General features: G+C 64.1%; 20 protein-coding genes. 12 read left to right on the top strand and 8 right to left on the bottom strand.

The features are described from left to right. Nucleotides 1–299 precede the first annotated feature (299 nt). The 5 genes from dxs to clpS all read left to right on the top strand — a co-directional run bounded on the left by dxs (nt 300) and on the right by clpS (nt 6856). Nucleotides 300–2225: a 1-deoxy-D-xylulose-5-phosphate synthase gene (gene dxs / locus ACS3WA_RS02840; RefSeq protein WP_438277056.1), complete on the top strand. Its 1926-nt coding sequence runs from the start codon at nt 300–302 to the stop codon at nt 2223–2225. A gap of 101 nt (nt 2226–2326) precedes the next feature. Beyond that, the gene (locus ACS3WA_RS02835; RefSeq protein ID WP_438277384.1) at nt 2327–3061 is read left to right on the top strand and encodes a TlyA family RNA methyltransferase; all 735 of its coding nucleotides are present in this window, start codon (nt 2327–2329) and stop codon (nt 3059–3061) included. Nucleotides 3062–3182: 121 nt separating this feature from the next. Then, nucleotides 3183–4427 (top strand): class I SAM-dependent RNA methyltransferase, encoded by a 1245-nt coding sequence (locus ACS3WA_RS02830; RefSeq protein ID WP_438277055.1) that lies wholly within the window; start codon nt 3183–3185, stop codon nt 4425–4427. Between the two features lie 278 nt (nt 4428–4705). Then, nucleotides 4706–6388 (top strand): methyl-accepting chemotaxis protein, encoded by a 1683-nt coding sequence (locus ACS3WA_RS02825; RefSeq protein ID WP_438277054.1) that lies wholly within the window; start codon nt 4706–4708, stop codon nt 6386–6388. Between the two features lie 162 nt (nt 6389–6550). After that, nucleotides 6551–6856 carry an ATP-dependent Clp protease adapter ClpS gene (gene clpS, locus ACS3WA_RS02820; RefSeq protein ID WP_438277053.1) on the top strand — a complete coding sequence of 102 codons (306 nt, stop codon included), beginning with the start codon at nt 6551–6553 and terminating at the stop codon, nt 6854–6856. 15 nt (nt 6857–6871) lie between these two features. Here the strand turns inward: clpS and aroC are convergent, their stop codons facing one another. Further along, a complete protein-coding gene (gene aroC, locus ACS3WA_RS02815; protein ID WP_438277052.1) occupies nt 6872–7963 on the bottom strand; it encodes a chorismate synthase in 1092 nt (363 codons plus the stop codon). 260 nt (nt 7964–8223) lie between these two features. Then, entirely contained in the window at nt 8224–8817 is a 594-nt protein-coding gene (locus ACS3WA_RS02810; RefSeq protein ID WP_438277051.1) for a histidine phosphatase family protein, read from the bottom strand. Nucleotides 8818–9001: 184 nt separating this feature from the next. Between ACS3WA_RS02810 and ACS3WA_RS02805 the strand changes: the two genes are divergently transcribed. Further along, nucleotides 9002–9835 carry an alpha/beta fold hydrolase gene (locus tag ACS3WA_RS02805; RefSeq protein ID WP_438277050.1) on the top strand — a complete coding sequence of 278 codons (834 nt, stop codon included), beginning with the start codon at nt 9002–9004 and terminating at the stop codon, nt 9833–9835. Nucleotides 9836–9917: 82 nt separating this feature from the next. Here ACS3WA_RS02805 and ACS3WA_RS02800 read toward each other — a convergent pair whose 3' ends face one another. Next, nucleotides 9918–10874 (bottom strand): DnaJ C-terminal domain-containing protein, encoded by a 957-nt coding sequence (locus tag ACS3WA_RS02800; protein WP_438277049.1) that lies wholly within the window; start codon nt 10872–10874, stop codon nt 9918–9920. 231 nt (nt 10875–11105) lie between these two features. Then, nucleotides 11106–11588, bottom strand: coding sequence for an RT0821/Lpp0805 family surface protein (locus ACS3WA_RS02795; RefSeq protein ID WP_438277383.1), 483 nt, complete (start codon nt 11586–11588; stop codon nt 11106–11108). A gap of 42 nt (nt 11589–11630) precedes the next feature. On the opposite strand from ACS3WA_RS02795, the gene pdxH reads away from it, so the two are divergent. Both pdxH and ACS3WA_RS02785 read left to right on the top strand, forming a co-directional pair. Beyond that, nucleotides 11631–12272, top strand: coding sequence for a pyridoxamine 5'-phosphate oxidase (pdxH, locus tag ACS3WA_RS02790; protein ID WP_438277048.1), 642 nt, complete (start codon nt 11631–11633; stop codon nt 12270–12272). Beyond that, complete coding sequence (locus tag ACS3WA_RS02785) at nt 12269–13060, top strand: SDR family NAD(P)-dependent oxidoreductase (protein ID WP_438277047.1); 792 nt, start codon at nt 12269–12271, stop codon at nt 13058–13060. Before pdxH ends, ACS3WA_RS02785 begins: the two co-directional genes overlap by 4 nt. 416 nt (nt 13061–13476) lie before the next feature. Here the strand turns inward: ACS3WA_RS02785 and ACS3WA_RS02780 are convergent, their stop codons facing one another. Beyond that, nucleotides 13477–14457, bottom strand: coding sequence for a magnesium transporter CorA family protein (locus ACS3WA_RS02780; RefSeq protein ID WP_438277046.1), 981 nt, complete (start codon nt 14455–14457; stop codon nt 13477–13479). Between the two features lie 339 nt (nt 14458–14796). Here ACS3WA_RS02780 and ACS3WA_RS02775 point away from each other — a divergent pair, with 339 nt between their 5' ends. Continuing rightward, on the top strand, nt 14797–15474 hold the full coding sequence (locus ACS3WA_RS02775; protein ID WP_438277045.1) for a L,D-transpeptidase: 678 nt from the start codon (nt 14797–14799) through the stop codon (nt 15472–15474). 114 nt (nt 15475–15588) lie between these two features. On the opposite strand, the gene ACS3WA_RS02770 is transcribed toward ACS3WA_RS02775, so the two are convergent. Next, entirely contained in the window at nt 15589–16716 is a 1128-nt protein-coding gene (locus ACS3WA_RS02770) for an extensin family protein (RefSeq protein ID WP_438277044.1), read from the bottom strand. Nucleotides 16717–16775: 59 nt separating this feature from the next. Here ACS3WA_RS02770 and ACS3WA_RS02765 point away from each other — a divergent pair, with 59 nt between their 5' ends. Next, the gene (locus ACS3WA_RS02765; protein WP_438277043.1) at nt 16776–18404 is read left to right on the top strand and encodes a fatty-acid--CoA ligase; all 1629 of its coding nucleotides are present in this window, start codon (nt 16776–16778) and stop codon (nt 18402–18404) included. Nucleotides 18405–18473: 69 nt separating this feature from the next. Here ACS3WA_RS02765 and ACS3WA_RS02760 read toward each other — a convergent pair whose 3' ends face one another. After that, a complete protein-coding gene (locus ACS3WA_RS02760; RefSeq protein WP_438277042.1) occupies nt 18474–19355 on the bottom strand; it encodes a pirin family protein in 882 nt (293 codons plus the stop codon). Nucleotides 19356–19471: 116 nt separating this feature from the next. Here ACS3WA_RS02760 and ACS3WA_RS02755 point away from each other — a divergent pair, with 116 nt between their 5' ends. Both ACS3WA_RS02755 and ACS3WA_RS02750 read left to right on the top strand, forming a co-directional pair. Beyond that, complete coding sequence (locus ACS3WA_RS02755; protein ID WP_438277382.1) at nt 19472–20410, top strand: LysR family transcriptional regulator; 939 nt, start codon at nt 19472–19474, stop codon at nt 20408–20410. A 40-nt stretch (nt 20411–20450) separates the two neighbouring features. Beyond that, on the top strand, nt 20451–21302 hold the full coding sequence (locus ACS3WA_RS02750; protein WP_438277041.1) for a DUF1499 domain-containing protein: 852 nt from the start codon (nt 20451–20453) through the stop codon (nt 21300–21302). A gap of 105 nt (nt 21303–21407) precedes the next feature. On the opposite strand, the gene ACS3WA_RS02745 is transcribed toward ACS3WA_RS02750, so the two are convergent. After that, complete coding sequence (locus tag ACS3WA_RS02745; RefSeq protein ID WP_438277040.1) at nt 21408–22337, bottom strand: MBL fold metallo-hydrolase; 930 nt, start codon at nt 22335–22337, stop codon at nt 21408–21410. Nucleotides 22338–22372: the final 35 nt, after the last annotated feature.

Genomic DNA, 22372 nt, shown 5'->3' with positions numbered 1-22372 from the left:
GGGGCTGCCCGTTGGCTTTGGCTGCAGGTTTGGTGTATTGCTTCTCGAACTGCGCGCTGCCGAACCTGCTCCACAACCGGCGCTGAAGCGGAGTAAGCGCCTCAAGCAGCTTGCAAAAAATGATTGGAACGCGTGACACGATATAGAGTGACGTCTATCACAGTCTTGGATGGGGTATCAGCCAGGCTTCAGGCACGTCAGCGCGGGAAGTTTCGTGATCCTGGGGACGTCTGTTGCGCGACGGCGCCGACGTCCTAATTTCCCTTCCAGGCTTCCGGACATAAAATTGGAATGTCGCAGTGACTGATTTCAGCAAGACCCCGCTTCTCGACACCATCCGCACCCCGGCCGATTTGCGCAAGCTTAAGGTCGAGCAGGTCCGGCAGGTTGCGGACGAGTTGCGCCAGGAGACCATCGACGCGGTGTCGGTGACGGGAGGACATTTCGGCGCCGGCCTCGGCGTTGTCGAACTGACCACCGCAATCCACTACATCTTCGACACTCCGCGCGACCGGCTGATCTGGGATGTCGGCCATCAGGCCTATCCGCACAAGATCCTGACCGGCCGCCGCGACCGCATCCGCACGCTGCGCACCGGCGGCGGATTGTCCGGATTCACCAAGCGCACCGAAAGCGACTACGATCCGTTCGGCGCCGCGCACTCCTCGACGTCGATCTCGGCCAGCCTCGGCATGGCGGTGGCGCGCGACCTCTCCGGCGGCAAGAACAACGTCATCGCCGTGATCGGCGACGGCGCGATGTCCGCAGGCATGGCCTATGAGGCGATGAACAACGCCGGCGCGATGAATTCGCGGCTGATCGTCATTCTCAACGACAACGACATGTCGATCGCGCCGCCGGTCGGCGCGATGTCGGCCTATCTGTCGCGGCTCTACTCGGGCAAAACCTACCGCTCGCTGCGCGAAGCCGCCAAGCAGCTTGGCAAGCACCTGCCGAAAATGATCGCCGATCGCGCCGAGCGCGTCGAAGAATATTCGCGCGGCTTCATGGTCAATAGCGGCACGCTGTTCGAAGAGCTTGGCTTCTACTACGTCGGCCCGATCGACGGCCACAATCTCGACCATCTGCTGCCGGTGCTGAAGAACGTCCGCGACATGGAGAACGGCCCGATCCTGGTTCACGTCGTCACGCAAAAGGGCAAGGGCTATCCCCCCGCGGAAGCCGCTGCCGACAAATATCACGCCGTGGTCAAGTTCGACATCTCAACCGGCGCGCAGTCCAAATCCAAGCCGAACGCGCCCGCCTACCAGAACGTGTTCGGCCAGAGCCTCGTCAAGGAAGCCGAAAAGGACGACAAGATCGTTGCCATCACCGCGGCGATGCCGTCGGGCACCGGCGTCGATATCTTCAACAAGGCGTTCCCCAAGCGCACCTTCGATGTCGGCATCGCCGAGCAGCACGCGGTGACCTTCGCCGCCGGCCTCGCCACCGAGGGCTACAAGCCGTTCTGCGCGATCTACTCGACCTTCCTGCAGCGCGGCTACGACCAGGTGGTGCACGACGTCGCCATCCAGTCGCTGCCGGTGCGTTTCGCCATCGACCGCGCCGGCCTCGTCGGCGCCGACGGCGCGACGCATGCCGGGTCGTTCGACAACGCCTATCTCGGCTGCCTGCCGAACTTCGTCATCATGGCCGCCGCCGATGAGGCCGAGCTGGTGCATATGGTCGCGACGCAGGTCGCAATCAACGATCGCCCGAGCGCGGTGCGCTATCCGCGCGGCGAAGGCCGCGGCGTCGAAATGCCCGAGGTCGGTGTCCCGCTTCCGGTCGGCAAGGGCCGCGTCATTCGCCAGGGCAACAAGGTCGCGCTTTTGTCGTTCGGTACCCGCCTCGCCGAGTGCGAGAAAGCGGCAGACGAGCTTGCCGCGCACGGCCTCTCCACGACCATCGCCGACGCGCGTTTCATGAAGCCGCTCGACGTCGATCTGGTGATGAAGCTCGCGCGCGACCACGAAGTGCTGATCACCATCGAGGAAGGCTCGATCGGCGGCTTCGGCTCGCACGTCATGCAGACGCTGTCGGATAACGGCATGCTCGATGGCGGGCTGCGGATGCGCGCGATGATCCTGCCGGACGAGTTTCTCGACCACGACACGCCGGCGGCGATGTACGCCGTCGCGGGGCTCGATGCCAAGGGGATCGTCGCCAAGGTATTCGAGGCGCTCGGCAAGGACGTCAACACCGAGACCGTCAAGCTGGCCTGATCCAATCGGGACTCTCGCCGCCTCGCCTTTGGCCGGCTTCGGGCCGGGTGCGGCTATGGGCTGACGGCTATGGGCTGACAATGGCGAAGCGCGACAGCACGATGTCCCCTCCCCGCAAGCGCGCCGACGTCCTGCTGGTCGAACGCGGCCTGTTCGAGAGCCGGGCGCGGGCGCAGGCGGCGATCGAGGCTGGATTCGTTACCGCCAATGGCAAGGCGGTGAGCAAAGTCTCCGAGACCATCCCGGTGAGCGCCACGCTCGAGGCTCAACCCGCGCACCCCTACGTGTCGCGCGGCGGCATCAAGCTCGCCGGCGCGCTGGAACGCTATCCGATCGAAATTGAGAACCATGTCTGCCTCGATGTCGGCGCCTCGACCGGCGGCTTCACAGAGGTGCTGCTCGCGAACGGCGCCAGCCTGGTCTTCGCCGTCGACGTCGGACACGATCAACTGCATCCAAGCCTGCGCGACCATCCGCGCGTGGTGTCGATGGAATCCACCGACATCCGCTCTTTCGAGGGCAAGCGTCTGCCGCAGCGGCCGGACGTGGTGGTGATGGATGCGAGCTTTATTTCGTTGAAGGCCATTCTTCCGGTCGCGTTGTCTCTTGCCGCTGCGCCGATGCATCTCCTCGCGCTGATCAAGCCGCAATTCGAGGCGCCGCGCGCAGCGATCAAGAAAGGCATCGTGCGCGACGCGGCGGTGCATCGTGCGGTGTGCGACGACATCGCGGCCTTTGCGGCGACGCTCGGATGCACCGACATCGATGTCTTTCCGTCGCCGATCGCCGGCGGCGACGGCAACGCAGAATTCTTTCTCGGGGCACGCCGTGGCTGATTTTTAAATGTCATCGCGAGCGCAGCGAAACGATCCAGATTGTTGTAGCAAAAAGCTGGATTGCTTCGTCGCAAGTGCTCCTCGCAATGACGAGGTCTCTCGTCCAGAACTGACACACCGCATGAGCAAACACCTGACCATCGATCATGTCGGCCATCGCGGCGACGGCGTCGCGCTGACGGATGCGGGCAGCGTCTTTGTTCCTTACGCACTCGCTGGCGAGACCGTGAAGGTCGAGCCGACAGCCAGCCATCCCGAACGCGCGCGCCTCCTTCGCATCGAAAGCGAGAGCGCGGAGCGGATCGTACCCTTCTGTCCACATTTCGGCGCCTGCGGCGGTTGCGCCATCCAGCACTGGCAGCAGGCCGCCTACCGCGCATGGAAACGGCAGATCGTCATCGACACGCTGACGCAGGCTCGCATCGATTGTGCGGTCGACGAACTGATCGACGCACACGGTGCCGGACGACGGCGGATCACTCTTCATGCCCGGCGCGACGGCGAGGGCAAGCTGCGCGTCGGTTTCGCCGCACCGAACAGCCACGCCATCGTGCCGATCGACGCCTGCCCGATTCTCGATCCCGCCCTTCACGGCGCGCTCGATGCCGCGCGCGAGTTGGCCTCCGTGCTGAAGCCCGCGAACAAGCCGCTCGACATCCAGGTGACCGCGACTACCAACGGTCTCGATGTCGATGTCCGCGGCTCCGGACCCCTGCCGGCTGCGTTGATCGCGACGCTGTCGCGCGTCACCGAGACGCACCGGCTGGCCCGGCTGACGCGCCACGGCGAACTTGTTCTGATGCGCGTCGCCCCGGCGATCGAGATCGGCACGGCCCGCCTCACGCTTCCGCCGGGCTCGTTCCTGCAGGCGACCGTCGCCGGCGAGGAAACGCTGGCGGCGCTGGTCGCCTCCCATTGCAACAGGGCCAGGCATATCGCCGATCTGTTCTGCGGGGTCGGTCCCTTCGCGCTGCGCCTTGCGGCTGGAGCACGGATCGCGGCCTATGACAGCGACGAAGCGGCGGTGACGGCGCTGCAAAAAGCGGCCGCCGCCACAGCCGGACTGAAGCCGGTCAGCGCTGAACGGCGCGACCTGTTTCGCCGCCCTTTGATGCCGCAGGAACTGCGCGGCTTCGACGCCGCGGTGTTCGATCCGCCGCGGCAGGGCGCGGAGGCGCAGAGCAAGCAACTCGCCGCCAGCAAGATTCCCGTCATCGTCGCTGTCTCCTGCAACGTCGCGACCTTCACCCGCGACGCGCGCGTCCTGATCGACGGCGGCTACCGGCTCGAAGCCGTGACGCCCGTCGACCAGTTCCGGCACTCGCCGCATGTGGAATTGGTGGCGAAATTTCAGCGCGGGCGTTGAACCGGGCCGCGTGCTCCCTTCGTGATCCTGGCCGCGCATAACGGGCATACGGTTCTCGCGCACCCTTTCGTATGCAACGCACGATTTAAGCGAAGCCGGTATACTCGTGTTTACGAACATTTCATTCAACCGGTTCATGATCCGAACATCAGCCCGCTGCAACGCAGCCGGGCAGGCGGCCTTCGACCGGAACGCCCGCATTTCAGTTTTAGCGCTCCGCCCGAGCCCGGCCGCCCAATTTCCGTCAGCCAACGCGGACTACCGAAAGGGTCAGAACGATGCTTTCCCGTCTCTCAATTCGCGCCAAGATCATCTCCACGATCTCGTTTCTCCTGCTGGCCATGGCGGGAATGGGCATGCTGTCCTTGATCGAACTGGAAGCGATCCATGATCGCGCGGTCGACCTGCGGACCAACTGGCTTCCCAGCGTGCGCGAACTCGGCGAGTTGCGCGCCGGCACCATCGCCTACGGAGCAGCGGTCCGCTCTCACCTGCTTGCTTCCGACGCCGCGGGAAAGGATGCCGCCGAGAAAACCCTGGTTTCCGTCGGAGAGGCGATCGACAAGACCCGTAAAGCCTATGAGCCGATGATTGCCTTGCCCGAGGAGCAGCGAATCTACAAAACATTTTCGGCGCAGTGGGCATCCTATGTCGCGGACGTTCGCGACCTGCTGACGGTCTCGCGAAAGGGCGACCTCCGGACCAGCGTCGATATGTATGACCGCAAGGTCGACCCGGCGGGACTGAAGGCCGACGAGACCCTGCGCGAGGACATCGCCATGAACCACAGGGAAGCGGATGCCACAGGCAGCGCGGCCAGTCGAAGCTACAAGTCGGCCTTCGCCATCGTGGTCACCATGATCGCGCTGGCGTTGATCTTCGGCGTCGGCGTTGCCGTCTATCTGGTGCGTGATGTTTCGCGCGCGATTGCCTCGATTGTCGCGCCGATGCGCTCGCTCGGCGCCGGAGATCTGTCCGCCGTCGTTCCGCACCAGGGCGAAAAGAACGAAGTCGGCACGATGGCCGACGCGCTTCAGATCTTCAAGGAGGCACTGATCGCCAAGAAGGCGGCCGACGAGGCCGCGGCACACGACGCACAGGCCAAACTCCAACGCGCCCAGCGGGTCGATACCATCACCCGCGAATTCGAATCGATGATCGGCGAACTTGTGGGCTCTCTTTCATCGTCCTCGACCGAACTCGAGGCCGCGGCCAACACCCTGACGGCGACGGCCGAGACCACCGGCCGGACGTCCGGCGACGCCGCTGCCGCCTCGCAGGAAGTGTCTTCCAACGTACAGTCCGTCGCCAGCGCTACTGAGGAGATCACCTCCTCCGTGAATGAGATCGGGCGGCAGGTCAACGAGGCGAGCCGTGTCGCCGGCGACGCCGTCCGGCAGGCCCAGCAGACCGATACCAACATTGCGGAACTGTCCCAGGCGGCGAGCCGGATCGGCGATGTCGTCAAATTGATCACCGCGGTCGCCGAACAAACCAACCTGCTGGCGCTCAACGCCACCATCGAAGCCGCAAGGGCCGGCGATGCAGGCCGCGGCTTCGCGGTGGTGGCCTCCGAAGTCAAGACGCTCGCGGCGCAGACTGCGAAAGCGACCGACGAGATCAGCACCCAGATCACAGACATGCAGGCCGCCACACGCGACTCGGTGTCGGCGATCCGAGAGATCGGCACCACCATCAAGACGATTTCCGAAATTTCTTCGGCCATCGCAGCCGCGGTCGAAGAACAGGGCGCGGCGACGCAGGAGATCGCCCGCAACGTCCAGCAAGCGGCCCAGCGTAGCGGCGAGGTCGCCTCCAGCATCACCGAAGTCAGCCGCGGCGCAGGCGAAACCGGCTCGGCGTCGAGTCAGGTCCTGTCATCAGCGCAGATGCTGTCGACCGAAAGCACGCGGTTGAAGACGGAAGTCGAAAAGTTCCTAGACACGGTCCGCGCGGCCTGAGCGGAAAGCGGGGCGGCGCCCGGGTAGCCCGCCCCCTTTTGCAGTTGCCGCCCACGCTATATCCTGCCGGTTATCTTCCTTGTCGAATGCAGTTCCATATTTTGACGTGTCTCCTTACGCGAGCCGGTGCCCGAAAACACTCCAGTCGAAGGTAGAGCCGGAATGAGCCAAACCGCCATCAAACCGCGTACAAAGGCCGAAACCAGGACCGAACGCCCGCGTCTGCACAAGGTCATTCTGCATAACGACGACTACACGCCGCGCGAATTCGTCGTGGCGGTGCTGAAAGCCGAATTCGGCATGACCGAGGACCATGCGCACAATGTGATGATCACCGCGCACCGGCTCGGTTCCTGCGTCGTCGGTGTGTTCGCAAAGGATATCGCGGAGACCAAGGCCACCCGCGCCACCGACGCCGGCCGTGAAATGGGGTTTCCGCTGCTGTTCACCACCGAGCCGGAAGACTAGCGGCTTCAAGGAGCCTCAGCGCGCGCCCATCTGGCCGCGATGACGCAGGAAATGGTCGGCCAGCACGCAGGCAACCATGGCCTCGCCCACCGGCACCGCCCTTATCCCGACGCAGGGATCATGGCGGCCCTTGGTGAGGATATTGGTTTCGGTGCCGTTGCGATCGACGGTCTTGCGCGGCGACAGGATCGATGAGGTCGGCTTGACAGCAAACCGCGCCACCACCGGCTGGCCGGTTGAGATGCCACCCAGAATGCCGCCGGCATGGTTCGAGGTGAACACCGGACCTTCATGGCCCATCCTCATCTCGTCGGCATTTTCCTCGCCGGTCAGCACGGCGGCGTCGAAGCCCGCGCCGATCTCCACGCCCTTCACCGCATTGATGCTCATCAGCGCCGCGGCGAGATCGCCGTCGAGCTTGGCATAGATCGGCGCGCCAAGCCCCGCGGGCACGCCTTCCGCGACCACTTCGATCACGGCGCCGATCGAAGAGCCGCTCTTGCGGATGCCATCGAGATAGCTTTCGAAAAACGCGGCCTTGTCCCTGTCGGGACAGAAGAACGGATTTCTTGCGGTCTCGTCCCAGTCCCATTTCTCGCGGTCGATCTTGTGCGGTCCCATCTGCACCAGCGCGCCGCGCACGCTCACGCCCGGCACGATCTTGCGCGCGATGGCGCCGGCCGCGACCCGCATCGCCGTCTCTCGCGCCGACGAGCGCCCGCCACCACGATAGTCGCGCAGCCCATACTTCGCCTCATAGGTGAAATCGGCGTGGCCGGGGCGAAACTTGTCCTTGATGTCGGAATAATCCTTCGAGCGCTGGTCGGTATTCTCGATCAGCAGCCCGATCGGCGTGCCGGTCGTCACCTGCTCGCCGGTCTCGGGGTGCGGCATCACTCCGGACAGGATCTTCACCACGTCAGCTTCCTGCCGCTGCGTGGTGAATCGCGACTGGCCGGGCCGGCGGCGATCGAGATCGCGCTGGATCTCCTCGACCGTCAGGGCGAGTTGCGGCGGGCAACCGTCGACCACGCAGCCGATCGCAACCCCATGACTCTCGCCAAAGGTCGTGACGCGGAAGAGATGGCCGAAGGTGTTATGGGACATGAACCAACCAAGCGGGTTTGTAAAAATGCAATTGGCCACCTGCACGATCGCAACCATAAAGTTGCAATCTCGCAGATGTTGGCCTGCATGTTTGCAATTGTCGTAGCCGGAAGCAGCAAAAATCGCAAACCTTTGGAGCGGAAATGCTACTTCCCTAAGCGGCAAAGCGGCGAAAAATCGTAACCGTTCGTCATGCCGGGCCTCGTCGGGCGTCCACGGGACAAGCCCGGCCATGCGCGGATTGTACGGTTGCTTGGCCTTCAGCTATGCTTCGCCAGCCCGTCCTCGCGCAGGACATACACCGCGCCCTGCTCGATCCGCAGACTGGCGGCCGCTTGCGGTGTCTGAAGGCCGAGCACGACCATCAGCGCCCGAGCCGTGCCGCTATGCGCGACGGCGACGGTGCCGGACTTCAGTGAACGATACCAGTCGCGCAACCGCGATGTGGCGGAGGCGTAGCTTTCGCCGCCGGGCGGCGCCACGCTCCATTTGTCGGCCTCGCGGGCCGCGAACACATCGGGATGGGCAGCCTTCATCTGCGCAAGCGTCAGGCCCTCCCAGTGCCCGTAACCGACCTCGCGCAACCGGTCGTCGACCGAATAGTCATGCGGCGGCAGGCTCAGCACGCTGCGCATCAATTCCATGGTGCCGCGCGCACGGGACAGCGGACTCGTGACGAAGCCCAATCCGAGGGGATCGCGACCCTCGTGCGCAAACAGCTTGCTGAGGGTCTCACCCGCCTTCACCGCCTCGGCGCGGCCGAGATCATTGAGCGGAATGTCCTGCAAGCCCTGGAAGCGGCCATCGGCGTTCCATTCGGTCTTGCCGTGTCGAATGTAGTAGATGGTGTGCATGTCGGGAGGATGGAATCTGGCATCGGCGAAGCTGGATGCTCCGGCATATACACCATTTCGGCCCGACGAAATACGTCAGCGGCGATACGCCGGCCAACTGCGCTTCGTTAAAGAAGCAAGCCCCTTTCCCGGCCGGTATATTTTGGTCATGGTCCCGCGCGACATCAGTCGCGGAGAGGGGCTCATGACAACGACCGGAAGCATCACCACGGACGCGGGCCAGATCGCGTACCGGCAATCCGCCGGCACCGGCAGCGCCATCGTTCTGGTTCACGGCAACTCGGCGTCGTCGAAGGCTTTTGCGCGGCAACTGGATGGAAATCTCGGCAGGGCGCATCGCGTGATCGCATTCGATCTGCCGGGCCACGGCGAGTCCGACAACGCGGCCGATCCCGACTCCGCCTACACCATGCCGGGCCATGCGCGCGTGATGCGCCATGTCGCCGAGCACCTGGATGCAACGGACGCAATTTTCGTCGGCTGGAGCCTCGGCGGACATATCGTGCTGGAGGCCGCACCCGATCTGCCGCAGGCCAAGGGTTTTGCGATCTTCGGCACGCCGCCGTTTGCGTTTCCGCCCGCGGTCAAGCAGGCGTTTCTGATGCACCCGGCGATGGCCTGCACCTTTGCGCAGGATCTCACCGAAAAACAGGCCAAGGGTTATGTCGCCGCGGCTTTCAGACCCGGCGTCTCCGACCTGCCAGCTTTCATGATCGACGACGTGCTGCGGACGGACGGCCGCGCACGCAAGATCCTCGGCGCGAGCATCACTCCGGACGGTTTCCGTGACGAGGTCGAGGTTATCGCCAGCCTGACCCGGCCGCTGGCGGTGCTGCACGGCGCGGAAGATCAACTCATCAACGGCGAGTACTTCAAGACTCTCGCGATGCCGACGCTGTGGCGCGGGGCAGTCCAGAGCATCCCCGACGCCGGCCATATTCCGCAGTGGGAGCAGGCGGAAACGTTCGATGCGCTCCTCGGCGCTTTCGCCAATGACTGCGAACGGCGCGTGAGCTAGGTCTTCGGCATGCCGGTTGTGGGACAGCGAGGCGCGCGCAACGCTGCCCCGAATCCCATATCGGTGTTTCGCTCGAAATGCTCTATCCCGGATCGCGACGGGGATTATAGGGGTGCACGTCGCGCCATTTCTCCATCAAGCCCTCGAGGTCGGCGTCGTTGCCGTCAGGCAGGATGATGCGCGTGGTGACGAACAGATCGCCGGACGCGCCGCCCTTGGGGACACCTTTTCCCTTGAGACGAAAGGTGCGGCCGCCCGAGGTGTTCTTCGGGATCGATAGCTCCACCGCGCCGCCGAGCGTCGGCACCCGCACCTTGCCGCCCAGCACTGCCTCATAGAGCGTGATCGGCAGGTCGGCGCGCAGGTCGTTGCCATCGACCTTGAAGACCGGATGCGGCGCCACGGTCACCGTGATGAGGAGATCGCCGGGGCGGTGGCCGGGCGCGGTGTCGCCCTGCCCTCTCAGCCGAATCTGCTGGCCTGTGGTGACGCCGGCCGGAATCCTGACGTTGAGTTCCTTGCCGCTGGGCAGGCGGATGCGTTTGTCGCCACCCCTGACCGACTCCTCCAGCGACACCGTCATGGCGACGTTGTGATCGAGATCAGGCGCGGTAAAGGCCCCGGTGTCGAAATGCGGGCCGCCGCGGCGCCCGCCCCGCGGACCGCTTCCCGTTGGACCGCCGAACATGCTGTTGATGATGTCCTCAAACCCGCCGTCAAAGCCCGGACCGCCGCCGCCGCCGAAGTCGTACTGCTGGAAGCCACCACCCGGACGCGCGCCACGCGGGCCGCCGCCGGGAAAACCCTGAAAGCGCGGCTTCCCGTCGGCGCCGATCTCGCCGTGGTCGAACTGCTTGCGCTTGGCCTCGTCGCCGAGAATCTCGTTGGCGGAATTTACTTCCGCGAAGCGTTCGGCAGCCTTTGGATCGTTCTTGTTGGCATCGGGATGATGCTTCTTCGCGAGCTTGCGAAAAGCACTTTTGATCGCCGCGGCAGTGGCGCCCCGCTGCACCCCCAAGACCTCATAGGGGTCGCGCATCCGTCTCAGTCTCCTTCGGAAAAATCGGAATCATGGCCCCCGGACCCACGTGCCCTATCATCTGGGGCATCCGTGGCATTTTTGCAACGGCTGAAGAGCCATTCGGCCCTGCAATCTATAGCGTTTTGCGCGGCATGTCCTCGGGCTTGACCCAAAGGATGGGTATCGCTCGCGTCGAGAAAACACGCCAAGACAAAAAGCTGAGCCCAGGTTTAAGTCCGCGGACCGCAACTAGCTTCGCTGCCAGGGTTTGAGCGACTGGATTTCCCACCGGCCGCCACCGGACCTGCAGGCTGCGCCCTGCAGCCAGCTTTCGGAGTTTCCGTTAACGTAACTCGCTAAAAAATCGCGGCAGGTGCGACCCTCGGCCATATAGGCCTGTGCCAGCGGCGTTACCGAGCCCCGCGCTCCGGTGGAGGGATTTTCCCATGGCTGGCTCGCGTCCTTGCTCCCCTTGGTCAACACGTCGGAGGCGGCCGTGCGGGCGAAGGCGAGATCGGTGTCGGTCGGACCGCTCCGTGCGGACGCTGCGATCGATCCGGTGGCATCTCCGGCGGTCATCTGCGCAAAAGTCCCGTCGTTGCGCGCCAGACTGCAACCTCCGGCCGACGCCCCGATCAGGATCGCCGTCACCATCGCGGCGGCGGACCTGATCGCGGATAGGCCAACGCGCAGACGTGCCCTATATAGGTTTGCCCTGTATAAGGACCGCAACGGGCTTTCGACGACGGACCGGCGCAACCTGGACTCCCCCGCATGAACGACACCACGGACATCAAGGACACAAGCCAGTTAACGTCCGGTGATTTCACGGAGGCCGCGGAACCGTTCGCGCTGTTCGCGGCATGGTTCGCGGAAGCCGTCGCGGCGGAACCGAACGACCCCGACGCGATGGCCCTTGCCACCGCCGACGCCGATGGCCTGCCCGACGTGCGCATGGTGCTGATGAAGGGCTACGATGCGCGGGGCTTCGTGTTCTACAGCCACATCGCCAGCGCCAAGGGCCGCGAACTCGCCGCGAACCCCAAGGCGGCGCTGCTGTTTCACTGGAAGTCGCTGCGCCGGCAAGTCCGCGTGCGCGGGCCGGTGACGCCGGTCACCGACCCCGAAGCCGACGCCTATTTCGCCACCCGTCCGAAGCAGGCGCAGATCGGCGCCTGGGCCAGCAGGCAGTCGCAGCCGCTGGAAAGCCGCTTTGCTTTTGAACAGGCGATCGCGAAAGAAGCCGCGAAATACCTCATCGGCGCTGTGCCGCGGCCGCCGGGCTGGAGCGGCTGGCGCATCGTACCGGTGCAGTTCGAATTCTGGCACGACCGCCCGTTTCGCCTGCACGATCGCATCGAGTTCCGCCGCACGGCGCCTGACGCGCCGTGGACCAAGACAAGGCTGTACCCATGACCCCGGACAAAGCAAACCCTCGAACTGATATGGCGACGGCGGTCGACCCCAACGCGCCACGCCGCACGCTGCTGCTGACCGGCGCGAGTCGCGGCATCGGCCATGCGACCGTGATCCGGTTTTCCAGCGCGGGATGGCGCGTCATCACCTGTTCGCGGCATCCTTTTCCGGAGCAGTGCCCATGGGACGCCGGGCCCGAGGATCACATTCAGGTCGACCTGTCCGATCCCGAAAATACGATGCAGGCGATCCAGGAGATTCGATCCCGGCTCGAGGGCGGCAGACTGCACGCGCTGGTCAACAATGCCGCGATCTCGCCGAAGGGCGAAGGCGGCGCGCGGCTCGGCTCGCTGAACACCGACATGGAGACCTGGGAGAAGGTGTTCCGCGTCAATTTCATGGCGCCGATCATGCTGGCGCGCGGGTTGATCGGCGAATTGAAGGCCGCGAAGGGTTCCGTTGTGAACGTCACCTCGATCGCGGGCTCGCGTGTGCATCCCTTCGCGGGCGCCGCGTATGCGACCTCGAAAGCGGCGCTGGCCTCGCTGACCCGCGAGATGGCGGCGGATTTCGGCCGCGTCGGCGTGCGCGTCAACGCGATCGCGCCGGGCGAGATCGACACCTCGATCCTGTCGCCAGGCACCGAGAACATCGTCCAGCGGCAGATCCCGCTGCGTCGGCTCGGCACGCCGGACGAGGTGGCGAAGATCATCTACGTGCTGTGCACGGAGACGAGTTCATACGTCAACGGCGCGGAAATTCATATCAACGGCGGCCAGCACGTTTAACTGCTTCACCCTCCCTTGAGGGAAGGGTGAAGCAAATTCACTCCGCACAAAACCGGCGCGGCGGCGCGCGCAGCGCAGGCGCCCCGACACCTGCGCTGGAACAATCGTCGTCACTCTCGCCATCGAGCAATGCGGCACCGCAATGCCGGCATGTCCGCATGGACGCAGGCGAACGACGCACGGCGTCGTTGTCTGAACCGAATCTACGCAACTGTCGATAGCTGCGAAAATCGAGGATTGTGCAATCCTCTGTTATGATTTTCTCAACCATTGTGGTCCCCGTGATTTCATTCACAGGTTATGGCAGCAATCTTTTTTGAAAACCGTTCAGGCGAACGCTCAAATTTTACGAGGAAAAATGTGGCGGGCCCTGCGCGACCTTCAATCGCGCAAAATTCCGCATCGCGGAAACCCACTCACAGCCACTTCTTCCACTTGAAGATCATGTAGGGCAGCACCGCGGCGATCACCATCATGGCGAGCGCGAACGGGTAGCCGTGCGGCCAGTCCAGTTCCGGCATCATCTTGAAGTTCATGCCATAGATCGAAGCGATCAGAGTCGGCGGCATCAAAACCACCGCCATCACCGAAAACAGCTTGATGATATTGTTCTGCTCGAGATTGACGACGCCGAGCATCGCATCGAGCACGAAAGTGATCTTGTTGGACAGGTAGGAAGCGTGATCGGTCAGCGACGCGACGTCGCGCTGCATGGTCTTGAGCTGCGCACGCATCTCCTTTGACCATTTGATGCTGTCGGATTCGGTGGCGACGAAGGTGACGAGACGCCCGATCGAGACAAGGCTCTCGCGGACCTTCGAGGTGAGGTCACCCTTGCGGCCGATCGCGATCAGGATTTCGGAATAGCGCTTGGCGTGACCGGTGCGCGCGGATTCCTCCGGTTCGAAAATGTCGTGGCTGACCTGATCGACGTCGGCGCCGGCGCGCTCCAGGATGTCGGCGCAGCGGTCGATCACGGCGTCGAGCAGTTCGAGCAGCACGCCTTCGCCGGTCAACCCCGGCGGGGCGGCGCGCGCGAGCTTGTTCTCCACCAGCGTGAACGGTTTTGGCGCGTCGTAGCGCACGGTGACGAGGCGATGACGGGACAGGATGAACGTGACGGGGGTGATGCGCGGCGCGCCGGTTTCGCTGCCGCACATCAGGCTCGCAGTCATGTAGCGCGCGCCGTTCTCGAGGTAGAGACGGCTGGAAATCTCGATCTCCTGCATATCCTCCCGGGTCGGCACAGCGACCCCGGCCAGCCGCTCCACGGCGCGATCCTCGTCGGCCGTCGGCTTCTCGAGATCGATCCACACCGCGTTCTCTGGCAGCGCGGCAAGATCGGCCGGACTGGTCTTCACAAGGGCGGTGCCGGCCGGCGCGAAGATCGAGAGCATGGCACCCCTCCGTGGAATGACGGCGTGGATTCGGTGTGAACACGGAGTGCGCAAATCGCGTGGATTTGGCAAGCCGCAAAGGGCCGCCGCTTCGGTCGGGATGCCGTTGCCCATTTGCCGCGGCCATGCACGCATCCCGCCTTGCACGGAGGGAACGGCGGCGACATCCAACGGCGAACCGGAATTTTGCGGCAAAAATACCACAGACACGACGTTGCGTGGCGGCACAACCTTCTAAGTGCTGGAGTTTCAGGGAAGTTTGACAATAATGAGTCGTAGAGGAATCGTGGCGTCGGGGTGCGAACGGTCATGATTCAATGGGGTATTTGGAAGACAACAATGTCGCCTTTTCGGGTTACGCTTGGAATCCTGGCCGCAGGCCTGATGCTGTCGGGCTGCATGCAGGCCACGCATTACGAGGCCGCCAGCACCAGCAACTTGAAGCCGCGCGACAAGGAGTTGCTGTCCAAGGTCTCCTACGTGAAAACGCCGGTGGCCGAGCCCTTCCGCCGCGCCATCGTCGAGTATCATCGCAAGGAAGCGCCGGGCTCGATCATGGTCGATTCCGACAACCATTATCTTTATTACGTGCTCGATGGCGGCAAGGCGATTCGCTACGGCATTACCGTCGGTGAAGAAGCGATGGCGTGGTCTGGCATCGCGAAGGTCGGCGCCATGACCGAATGGCCCGCCTGGCACCCGACGCCCGGCGAGATCGAGCGCCTCGGGGTGCCGAAGTTCGTGCCTCCTGGTCCGGACAATCCGATGGGATCGCGGGCGATGTATCTTTACGTCAACGGCAAGGACACGCTGTTCCGCATCCATGGCACCAACCAGCCGGAATATATCGGCGCCTCGATTTCCTCGGGCTGCATCCGCATGACCAACGAGGACGTCATCGACCTCTACAACCGCGTCAAGCTTGGAACGGTGGTCGTTGTACTTGAGCCGCATCACGGCGACTCGCCGTACAGTTCCAAGATGGCACTGCAGGGCGGCGCCGGCAGCTTCAACTGATCGAAGCGGTTCTGAAATCGCGAAAAGCGCCGGCCTGCCGGCGCTTTTTTGCTGCCTGACCTCACCCTGCCTGACGTCACCGTCGGGCATCGCCGTTCGAAGAACGGCATCGCTTCACTCCAACAGCGACCTGAGGAACGGCGGCAAGTCGGAGTGCCGCCTGCGCTTGCGCTTCACAGGCTTTGCGGTTGAAAGCCGCGTTGACGCCCCGGAAACGGATGGCGAAGGCTTCGACGCATCTTTCGCGGTCTTGCCTGCCGTGCCGGCTGTCGCTGGTCGCTTCCGGGGCTCAGGTACCACCTCCGTTGGCGGAGCCGCAGACGTGGCTCGTGAGGCGGTGCGAGGCGCCACCGCATGCTCCCGCGACGCCTCCGAGGCGTTGCCCTTCTCGTCTGCCGTTTCGCGCGGCGATGCTTCCGCCGGGCGCTCGGTCGGCAGCAACGGCGCCACCGCGGGCATCGGATCGTCAATTCCCCACTGACAGATCCGGTAGCCATTCCGCCGTTCGGCGAGATCGAGATGGATGTGATCTTCGTGGTAACCGTCCGAACCAGGACCCAGCACGGTCATGAAACGCGTGCAGGCTGACTTCATCATCGTTTCACGCAACTCGTGCGGGACGTTACGATCGGTCAGCGCGATCGTCCGGCCGTTGGCAAGCCTGATCGCACGAATATCGAGCGCATTGGCGCGCCCGTGCTCGGAGAGTTTTGCTCCGGCAACCCGATTGCGTCCCCGGCATTCGAACGAATCAAAATTGTCGAGCTCGCTGACACGGCTTCCCAGCCCTTCGGCCAGCGGCGCCATGTCGGTGCGGATCCAGTCGGCGATCGCGGACGCCATCCGACAACGCAGCGTGGCGGCCGGCTTGACGGGGACACGGCTCCGATCCGCAAGCACGACCGCTTCGAGCCGCACCAGATCGTCACCACCGCACGCGCCCGGCCCGGTGATGGCAGGAACGCTCGGAGCGATGGCCACCGCATCGGTCAGCGCCAGACGGCAGGCGGAAGGCGCCGGCGGAGTTTCAGGCATCGCCGGCGTAGCCTCGCTCGCCTGCCTGCCTTCCTGTCCTGCAGGCGCCAACGCGGCCGGACGAGGTTGCGGCAACGGAATCCTGGTTGCCGCCGAGACCCCCGCCGGCATGATAAGAGCGGCGAGCACGACCACGGCCAATCGGTCGCGGCCCAGGCGCGCATAAGGTCGTATGCGCCCTGCCATCCCGGCGCTAAACTTGTTCATGTCGATCCCTGCGAGGCAACTGTCACCTGCACCGGACGCGGATCGGGAGGAATGTTCGAATGCACGGCTTGATGCAGGACTGGCCCTTGCTGTGTCATCGGATCATCGATCATGCGGCGAAGGTTCACGGCAAGCGCGAGGTGGTGACGCGATCGGTCGAAGGCCCGATCCACCGGACAAACTATACTGAAATTCGCCGCCGCGCGCTGAAGCTCGCGCAGCGGCTCGACCGCGAAGGCATCAAGCTCGGCGACCGAGTCGCCACCATCGCGTGGAACACCTGGCGTCATCTCGAGGCCTGGTACGGCATCATGGGCATCGGCGCCGTCTGCCATACCGTCAACCCCCGCTTGTTTCCGGACCAGATCGCCTGGATCATCAACCATGCTGAAGACCGCATCGTGATGACCGATATCACGTTCATCCCCCTCCTGGAAAAGATCGCCGGCAAGCTCCCGAGCGTCGAACGCTACATCGTTTTCACCGACAAAGCACATATGCCGCAGGCCACGCTGAAAAATGCGGTCGCCTACGAAGACTGGATCGCGGAAGCCGACGGCGACTTCGCCTGGAGAACGTTCGACGAGAACACCGCGGCGGGGATGTGCTACACCTCGGGGACCACTGGCGATCCGAAGGGCGTCGTGTATTCGCATCGTTCCAACGTGCTGCATTCGATGATAGCGAACAACGGTGACGCGCTGGGCGCAGCATCCAAGGATACAATGCTGCCGGTGGTGCCGCTGTTCCACGCCAATAGCTGGGGAATCGCGTTCTCCGCGCCGTCCATGGGCACCAGGCTGGTGATGCCCGGCGCCAGGCTCGACGGCGCATCGGTGTACGACCTGCTGTCCACCGAGAAGGTCACCTATACCGCAGGCGTGCCCACCGTATGGCTGATGCTGCTGCAGCATATGGAGAAGAACAATCTGAAGCTGCCGGATCTCAAGGTCTTGATCTGCGGAGGCTCGGCGATGCCGCGCTCGATGATCAAGGCTTTCGACGACATGGGCGTTGAGGTTCGCCATGCATGGGGCATGACGGAAATGTCGCCGCTCGGCACGGTCGGCGCGCTGCAGGGCCAGTTCTGCCATCTCAAGGGCGAAGCCAAGCTCGACATGTTGCAGATGCAGGGTTACGCGCCGTTCATGGTTGAAATGAAGATCACAGACGACGCCGGCGAGGAATTGCCGTGGGATGGCAAGACTCCTGGCCGACTCAAGGTGCGAGGTCCCGCGATCTCCGGCGCCTACTACCGCGTGGAGGACGATATCCTCGACGAGCAGGGTTTCTTCGATACCGGCGACGTCGCCACCCTTGACGAGCATGGCTACGTCCGGATCACCGATCGATCGAAGGACGTCATCAAGTCGGGAGGCGAATGGATTTCCTCGATCGATCTGGAAAATCTTGCGGTCGGCCATCCCAAGGTCGCAGAAGCCGCCGTGATCGGCATGCCCCATCCGAAGTGGGGCGAACGGCCGCTCCTCATTGTTCAGGTCAAGGAGGGCGAGAGCCTCACGCGCGAGGAGATTCTCGGTTTCATGGACGGCAAGATCGCCAGTTGGTGGATGCCCGACGACGTCGTTTTCGTCGACAGCATCCCCCACACCGCCACCGGAAAGATCCTGAAAATGGCGCTGCGCGAGCAGTTCAAGGATTACAGCCTGCCGACGGCGGCAGCGTAGTCGCCGCCATCAAGGACGGACAATGTCAAAAGCGGGAAGCGGCGTACCGCCTCCCGCACGGTGGCTCGGTCAGGCGTCAGTCGCGACCGGCTCCAGGGTGCCGAAACGGCCGCTCTGGAAATCGATCATGGCCTGGCGGATTTCGCCTTCCGTATTCATGACGAAGGGGCCGCGCATCACCACCGGCTCATCGATCGGTTCGCCCGAGAGCACCAGCACCGAGGCTTCGCCGTTGGCTTCCAGCCGCACCTCGCCGCCGCTGCGGTCGAGCAACGCGAACTGTGCTTCCCGCGCGATCTCGCCGCCGTTGATCTGCACGGTGCCTTTCAGCACCACGACGGCGACGGTATGGCCTTCGCGCGGACGGAGCGTCGCGACGCCGCCCCGGTTGAGCCTCACATCGTAGATGTCGATCGGGGTGAAGGTCTTCGCCGGTCCCTTGCGGCCGTCGAACTCACCGGCGATCACCCGCAGCCTGCCGGCGCCGTCCGGAAGATCGACCGCCGGAATGTCGGCGTCGAGCAAGGTCTGGTAGCCGGGATCGGCGTTCTTCGCTTTGGCCGGCAGGTTGACCCAGAGTTGCACCATCTCCAGCATGCCGCCCTTCCTGGTGAAGGCGCGCGAGTGGAACTCCTCGTGCAGGATGCCCGAAGCCGCCGTCATCCACTGCACGTCGCCCGGCCCGATCACCCCTCCGTTGCCGGTTGAATCGCGGTGCTCGACCTCACCCTGATAGACGATGGTGACGGTCTCGAAGCCGCGATGCGGATGAACGCCGACGCCGCGCGGCTGCTCTGCCGGAGTGAAATTTGCCGGGCCGGCATAGTCCAGCAGCAGGAACGGGCTGACATGATCGCCATGGCTGGCGTGCGAGAACAGCGAGCGCACCGGAAAACCGTCGCCCACCCAATGCTGCCGGGGACCGCTGAAAACACCGAGAACCTTCCTCATGATGAGCCTCCATCGCGCGACCGGGATCGATCGCCTGTTGCAACTGATGATATGGGCGAGACAATTGTCTCGGTAGGTGGCTATATGCGCGTCAATGTCCTATTGATGAGACAATGATACAGGATCTCAACGACCTCTATTTCTTCGTGCAGGTGGTCGATCGCGGCGGGTTCGCGGCCGCCGCCCGCGCGCTGGGGATGCCGCGCTCGCGGTTGAGCCGCCGCATCGCGGCTCTGGAGGACCGGCTGGGAGTACGGCTGATCCAGCGGTCGACCCGGCGCTTCAGCGTCTCCGAAATCGGGCAGGATTATTACCGGCACTGCGTCGCCATGCTGGTAGAAGCCGATGCGGCGCAGGAACTGATCGAGCGTTCGCGCACCAAGCCGCAGGGCATCGTGCGCGTGAGCTGTCCGCCGCCCCTGCTCTACTTCCAGGTTGGCGACATGATCGCCAGCTTCATGGCCGAGTGCCCGGACGTCGAGGTCCATCTTGAAAGCACGCCGCGCCGGGTCGATGTGATCGCCGAGGGCGTCGACGTTGCGCTGCGCGTGCGCTTTCCACCGCTGGAGGACAACGATCTGGTGATGCGGGTATTGGCAGAAAGCACGCAGCGGCTGGTGGCGGCTCCGGCGCTTCTGAACAAGCTGTCTTATCCGCAGGTTCCGGCCGACCTCGCCATGCTTCCCAGCATCGGCTGGGGACCGCCGCATCAGCGTCACGAGTGGTGCCTCGAGGGTGCCGATGCCGCCACCGCGCTGATCCCGTACACACCAAGGCTCATCACGGAGGACATGGTGGCGCTGCGCTTTGCGGCTTTACGCGGCATCGGGGTCGGGCAGTTTCCGACCATGGTGGTGAAGGCCGATCTCGACTCGGGCGCGCTGGTGGACGTGCTGCCACAGTGGAGACCCCGTGCCGGCATCGTCCACGCGGTGTTCTCGTCGCGACGCGGGTTGCTGCCATCGGTACGAGCATTGCTGGATTTCCTGTCGGCGGAGTTCGCCGCGCTCACCCGCGCAGACGCCGACGTTTCGCCGCGCAGCAAAATGCGCTAGGTGATCTCGCGACCACCCACCTGTCGCACGAGACGCTCCAATGGCTCGCAGGTTTTCCGCGCCGTATCAATCCGAACCGTTCTCCGCGCTGGCTACGTGGTCGCGACGGCTTGCGGTGTTCTCCGCGGTCGCCACGGTGGTGTCCGTCCTGGTCGTCCGGTTCGGCTTCCTCGAAATCAAGCCGGCCCTCGTGACTCTCTTCGGCGCACTGGCTGGCGCGGGGCTGTCGATCCTGGTGGCATTCGCGGGCCTGGTGGCGCTCTGGCGGGACGGTTCCCGCGGCATAGGCCGCATCCTGACCGCGCTGCTTTTGAATGCGCTGGTACTGGCCTATCCCGCATACCTGGCCCTGCGGTATCGCAGCCTGCCAGCGATCCACGACATCACCACCGATCCGATCAATCCGCCGCAGTTCGTGGAACTGGCGCGGCTGCGCGGCACCGATGGCGCCAATACCGCTGTCTACGCCGGACTCTATTCCGCCGAGTTGCAGCGCGCGGCCTATCCGGAAATCGAACCCGTCGACCTGGACGTGACGGCCCAACGTGCCTTCGACATCGTTCAGAAACTCATCACCCGGCGCAAATGGCTTGTGATCGATGCGCGCGCACCGCAGCCACGGCAGCCGGGCCATATCGAAGCCGTGGCGAAAACGCCTGTGATGGGATTCCGCGAGGACGTCGCGATCCGCATCACGCCCGACACCGACGGATCGCGGGTCGATATCCGCTCTTCGTCGCGTTATTTCGAACACGATCTCGGCAGCAATGCCCAGCGCGTCAGCAAATTGATCGACGACATCAATGCCGCCGCCGAAAACACCGTCGAGAAACCGGCGAAGCAACCGCGCGTGCCCGTCAAGCCTCCCGTCAAGGGCGAAGGCAAGCGATAGAGCGTTTTCGAGGAAAGTGGCTACCGGTTCGCGTGAAGAAAACGCGTCAAATCAAAATCATGGAGCCCCGCTGCTGATTCCATCAGAAGCGGAAAGGCTCTGGGCTCACGCCAACCGATAGCGGCCGCCGATGACGGGATCGCCATCGGTGAGCACCACGCCGCGCGCCACCAGATCTTCCAGATGCGCCAGCACCGAATAGCCGGCGGCGCCGGACAGCCGCGGATCGAGGCCGATATAGATGGCGCGAACCAGGGTCGGAATGTCGGCCTCGCCCTTGGCGAGCCGGTGCAGGATCGACGCCTCGCGCGCCCTGCGGTGCCGCACGAGATGGCGCGCAAAGCGCGGCCCATCCGGGATTTCGGGGCCATGACCTGAGAGATACAACTGCTCATCCCGGCGCGACAGCTTCTCGAGCGAAGCCATGTAGTCGACCATCGAACCGTCCGGCGGCGCGACGATCGAGGTGGACCAGCCCATGACATGATCGCCGGCGAAAAGAATACTTCGCTGCTTCCACGCGAAGGCCATGTGGTTCGCGGTGTGTCCCGGCGTCGCCACGGCTTCCAGCGCCCAGCCGTCGCCGGCCACAACCTCGCCATCGCGAAGGCGAACGTCCGGATGAAAATCGCGGTCGGCGCCGGATTCCGGATTATGCTTTTCGCTTTCAAAACGCGGACGCGAGGCGCGATGCGGTCCCTCCGCATAAACAGGCGCGCCGGTGGCGGACTTGATGCGCGCGGCATTCGGCGAATGGTCCCTGTGAGTGTGGGTGACGAAGACGTGCGTCACCGTCTCGCCTCTCACCGCATCGAGCAGCGCCTTCGCATGGGTCTCGCTGTCCGGCCCCGGATCGATGATCGCAACCTTGCCGCGGCCGACGATGTAACTCACGGTTCCCGTGAAGGTGAACGGGCTCGGATTGTCGCACAGCACACGGCGGACGCCGGGCACGACCTCGTCGGCGACGCCCGGCTTCAGCGGAAAGTCGCGGTTGAACGGGATGTCGTCTTCGGTGTCAGACGGTTCGGACATCGGGGTGAATACCTGCGTTTATGCTGTCATGGCCG

Origin of the sequence: Nitrobacter sp. (genome assembly GCF_051535235.1) — a bacterium.
GTDB lineage: Bacteria > Pseudomonadota > Alphaproteobacteria > Rhizobiales > Xanthobacteraceae > Nitrobacter.
This window is presented reverse-complemented; position numbering and strand designations above follow the sequence as displayed.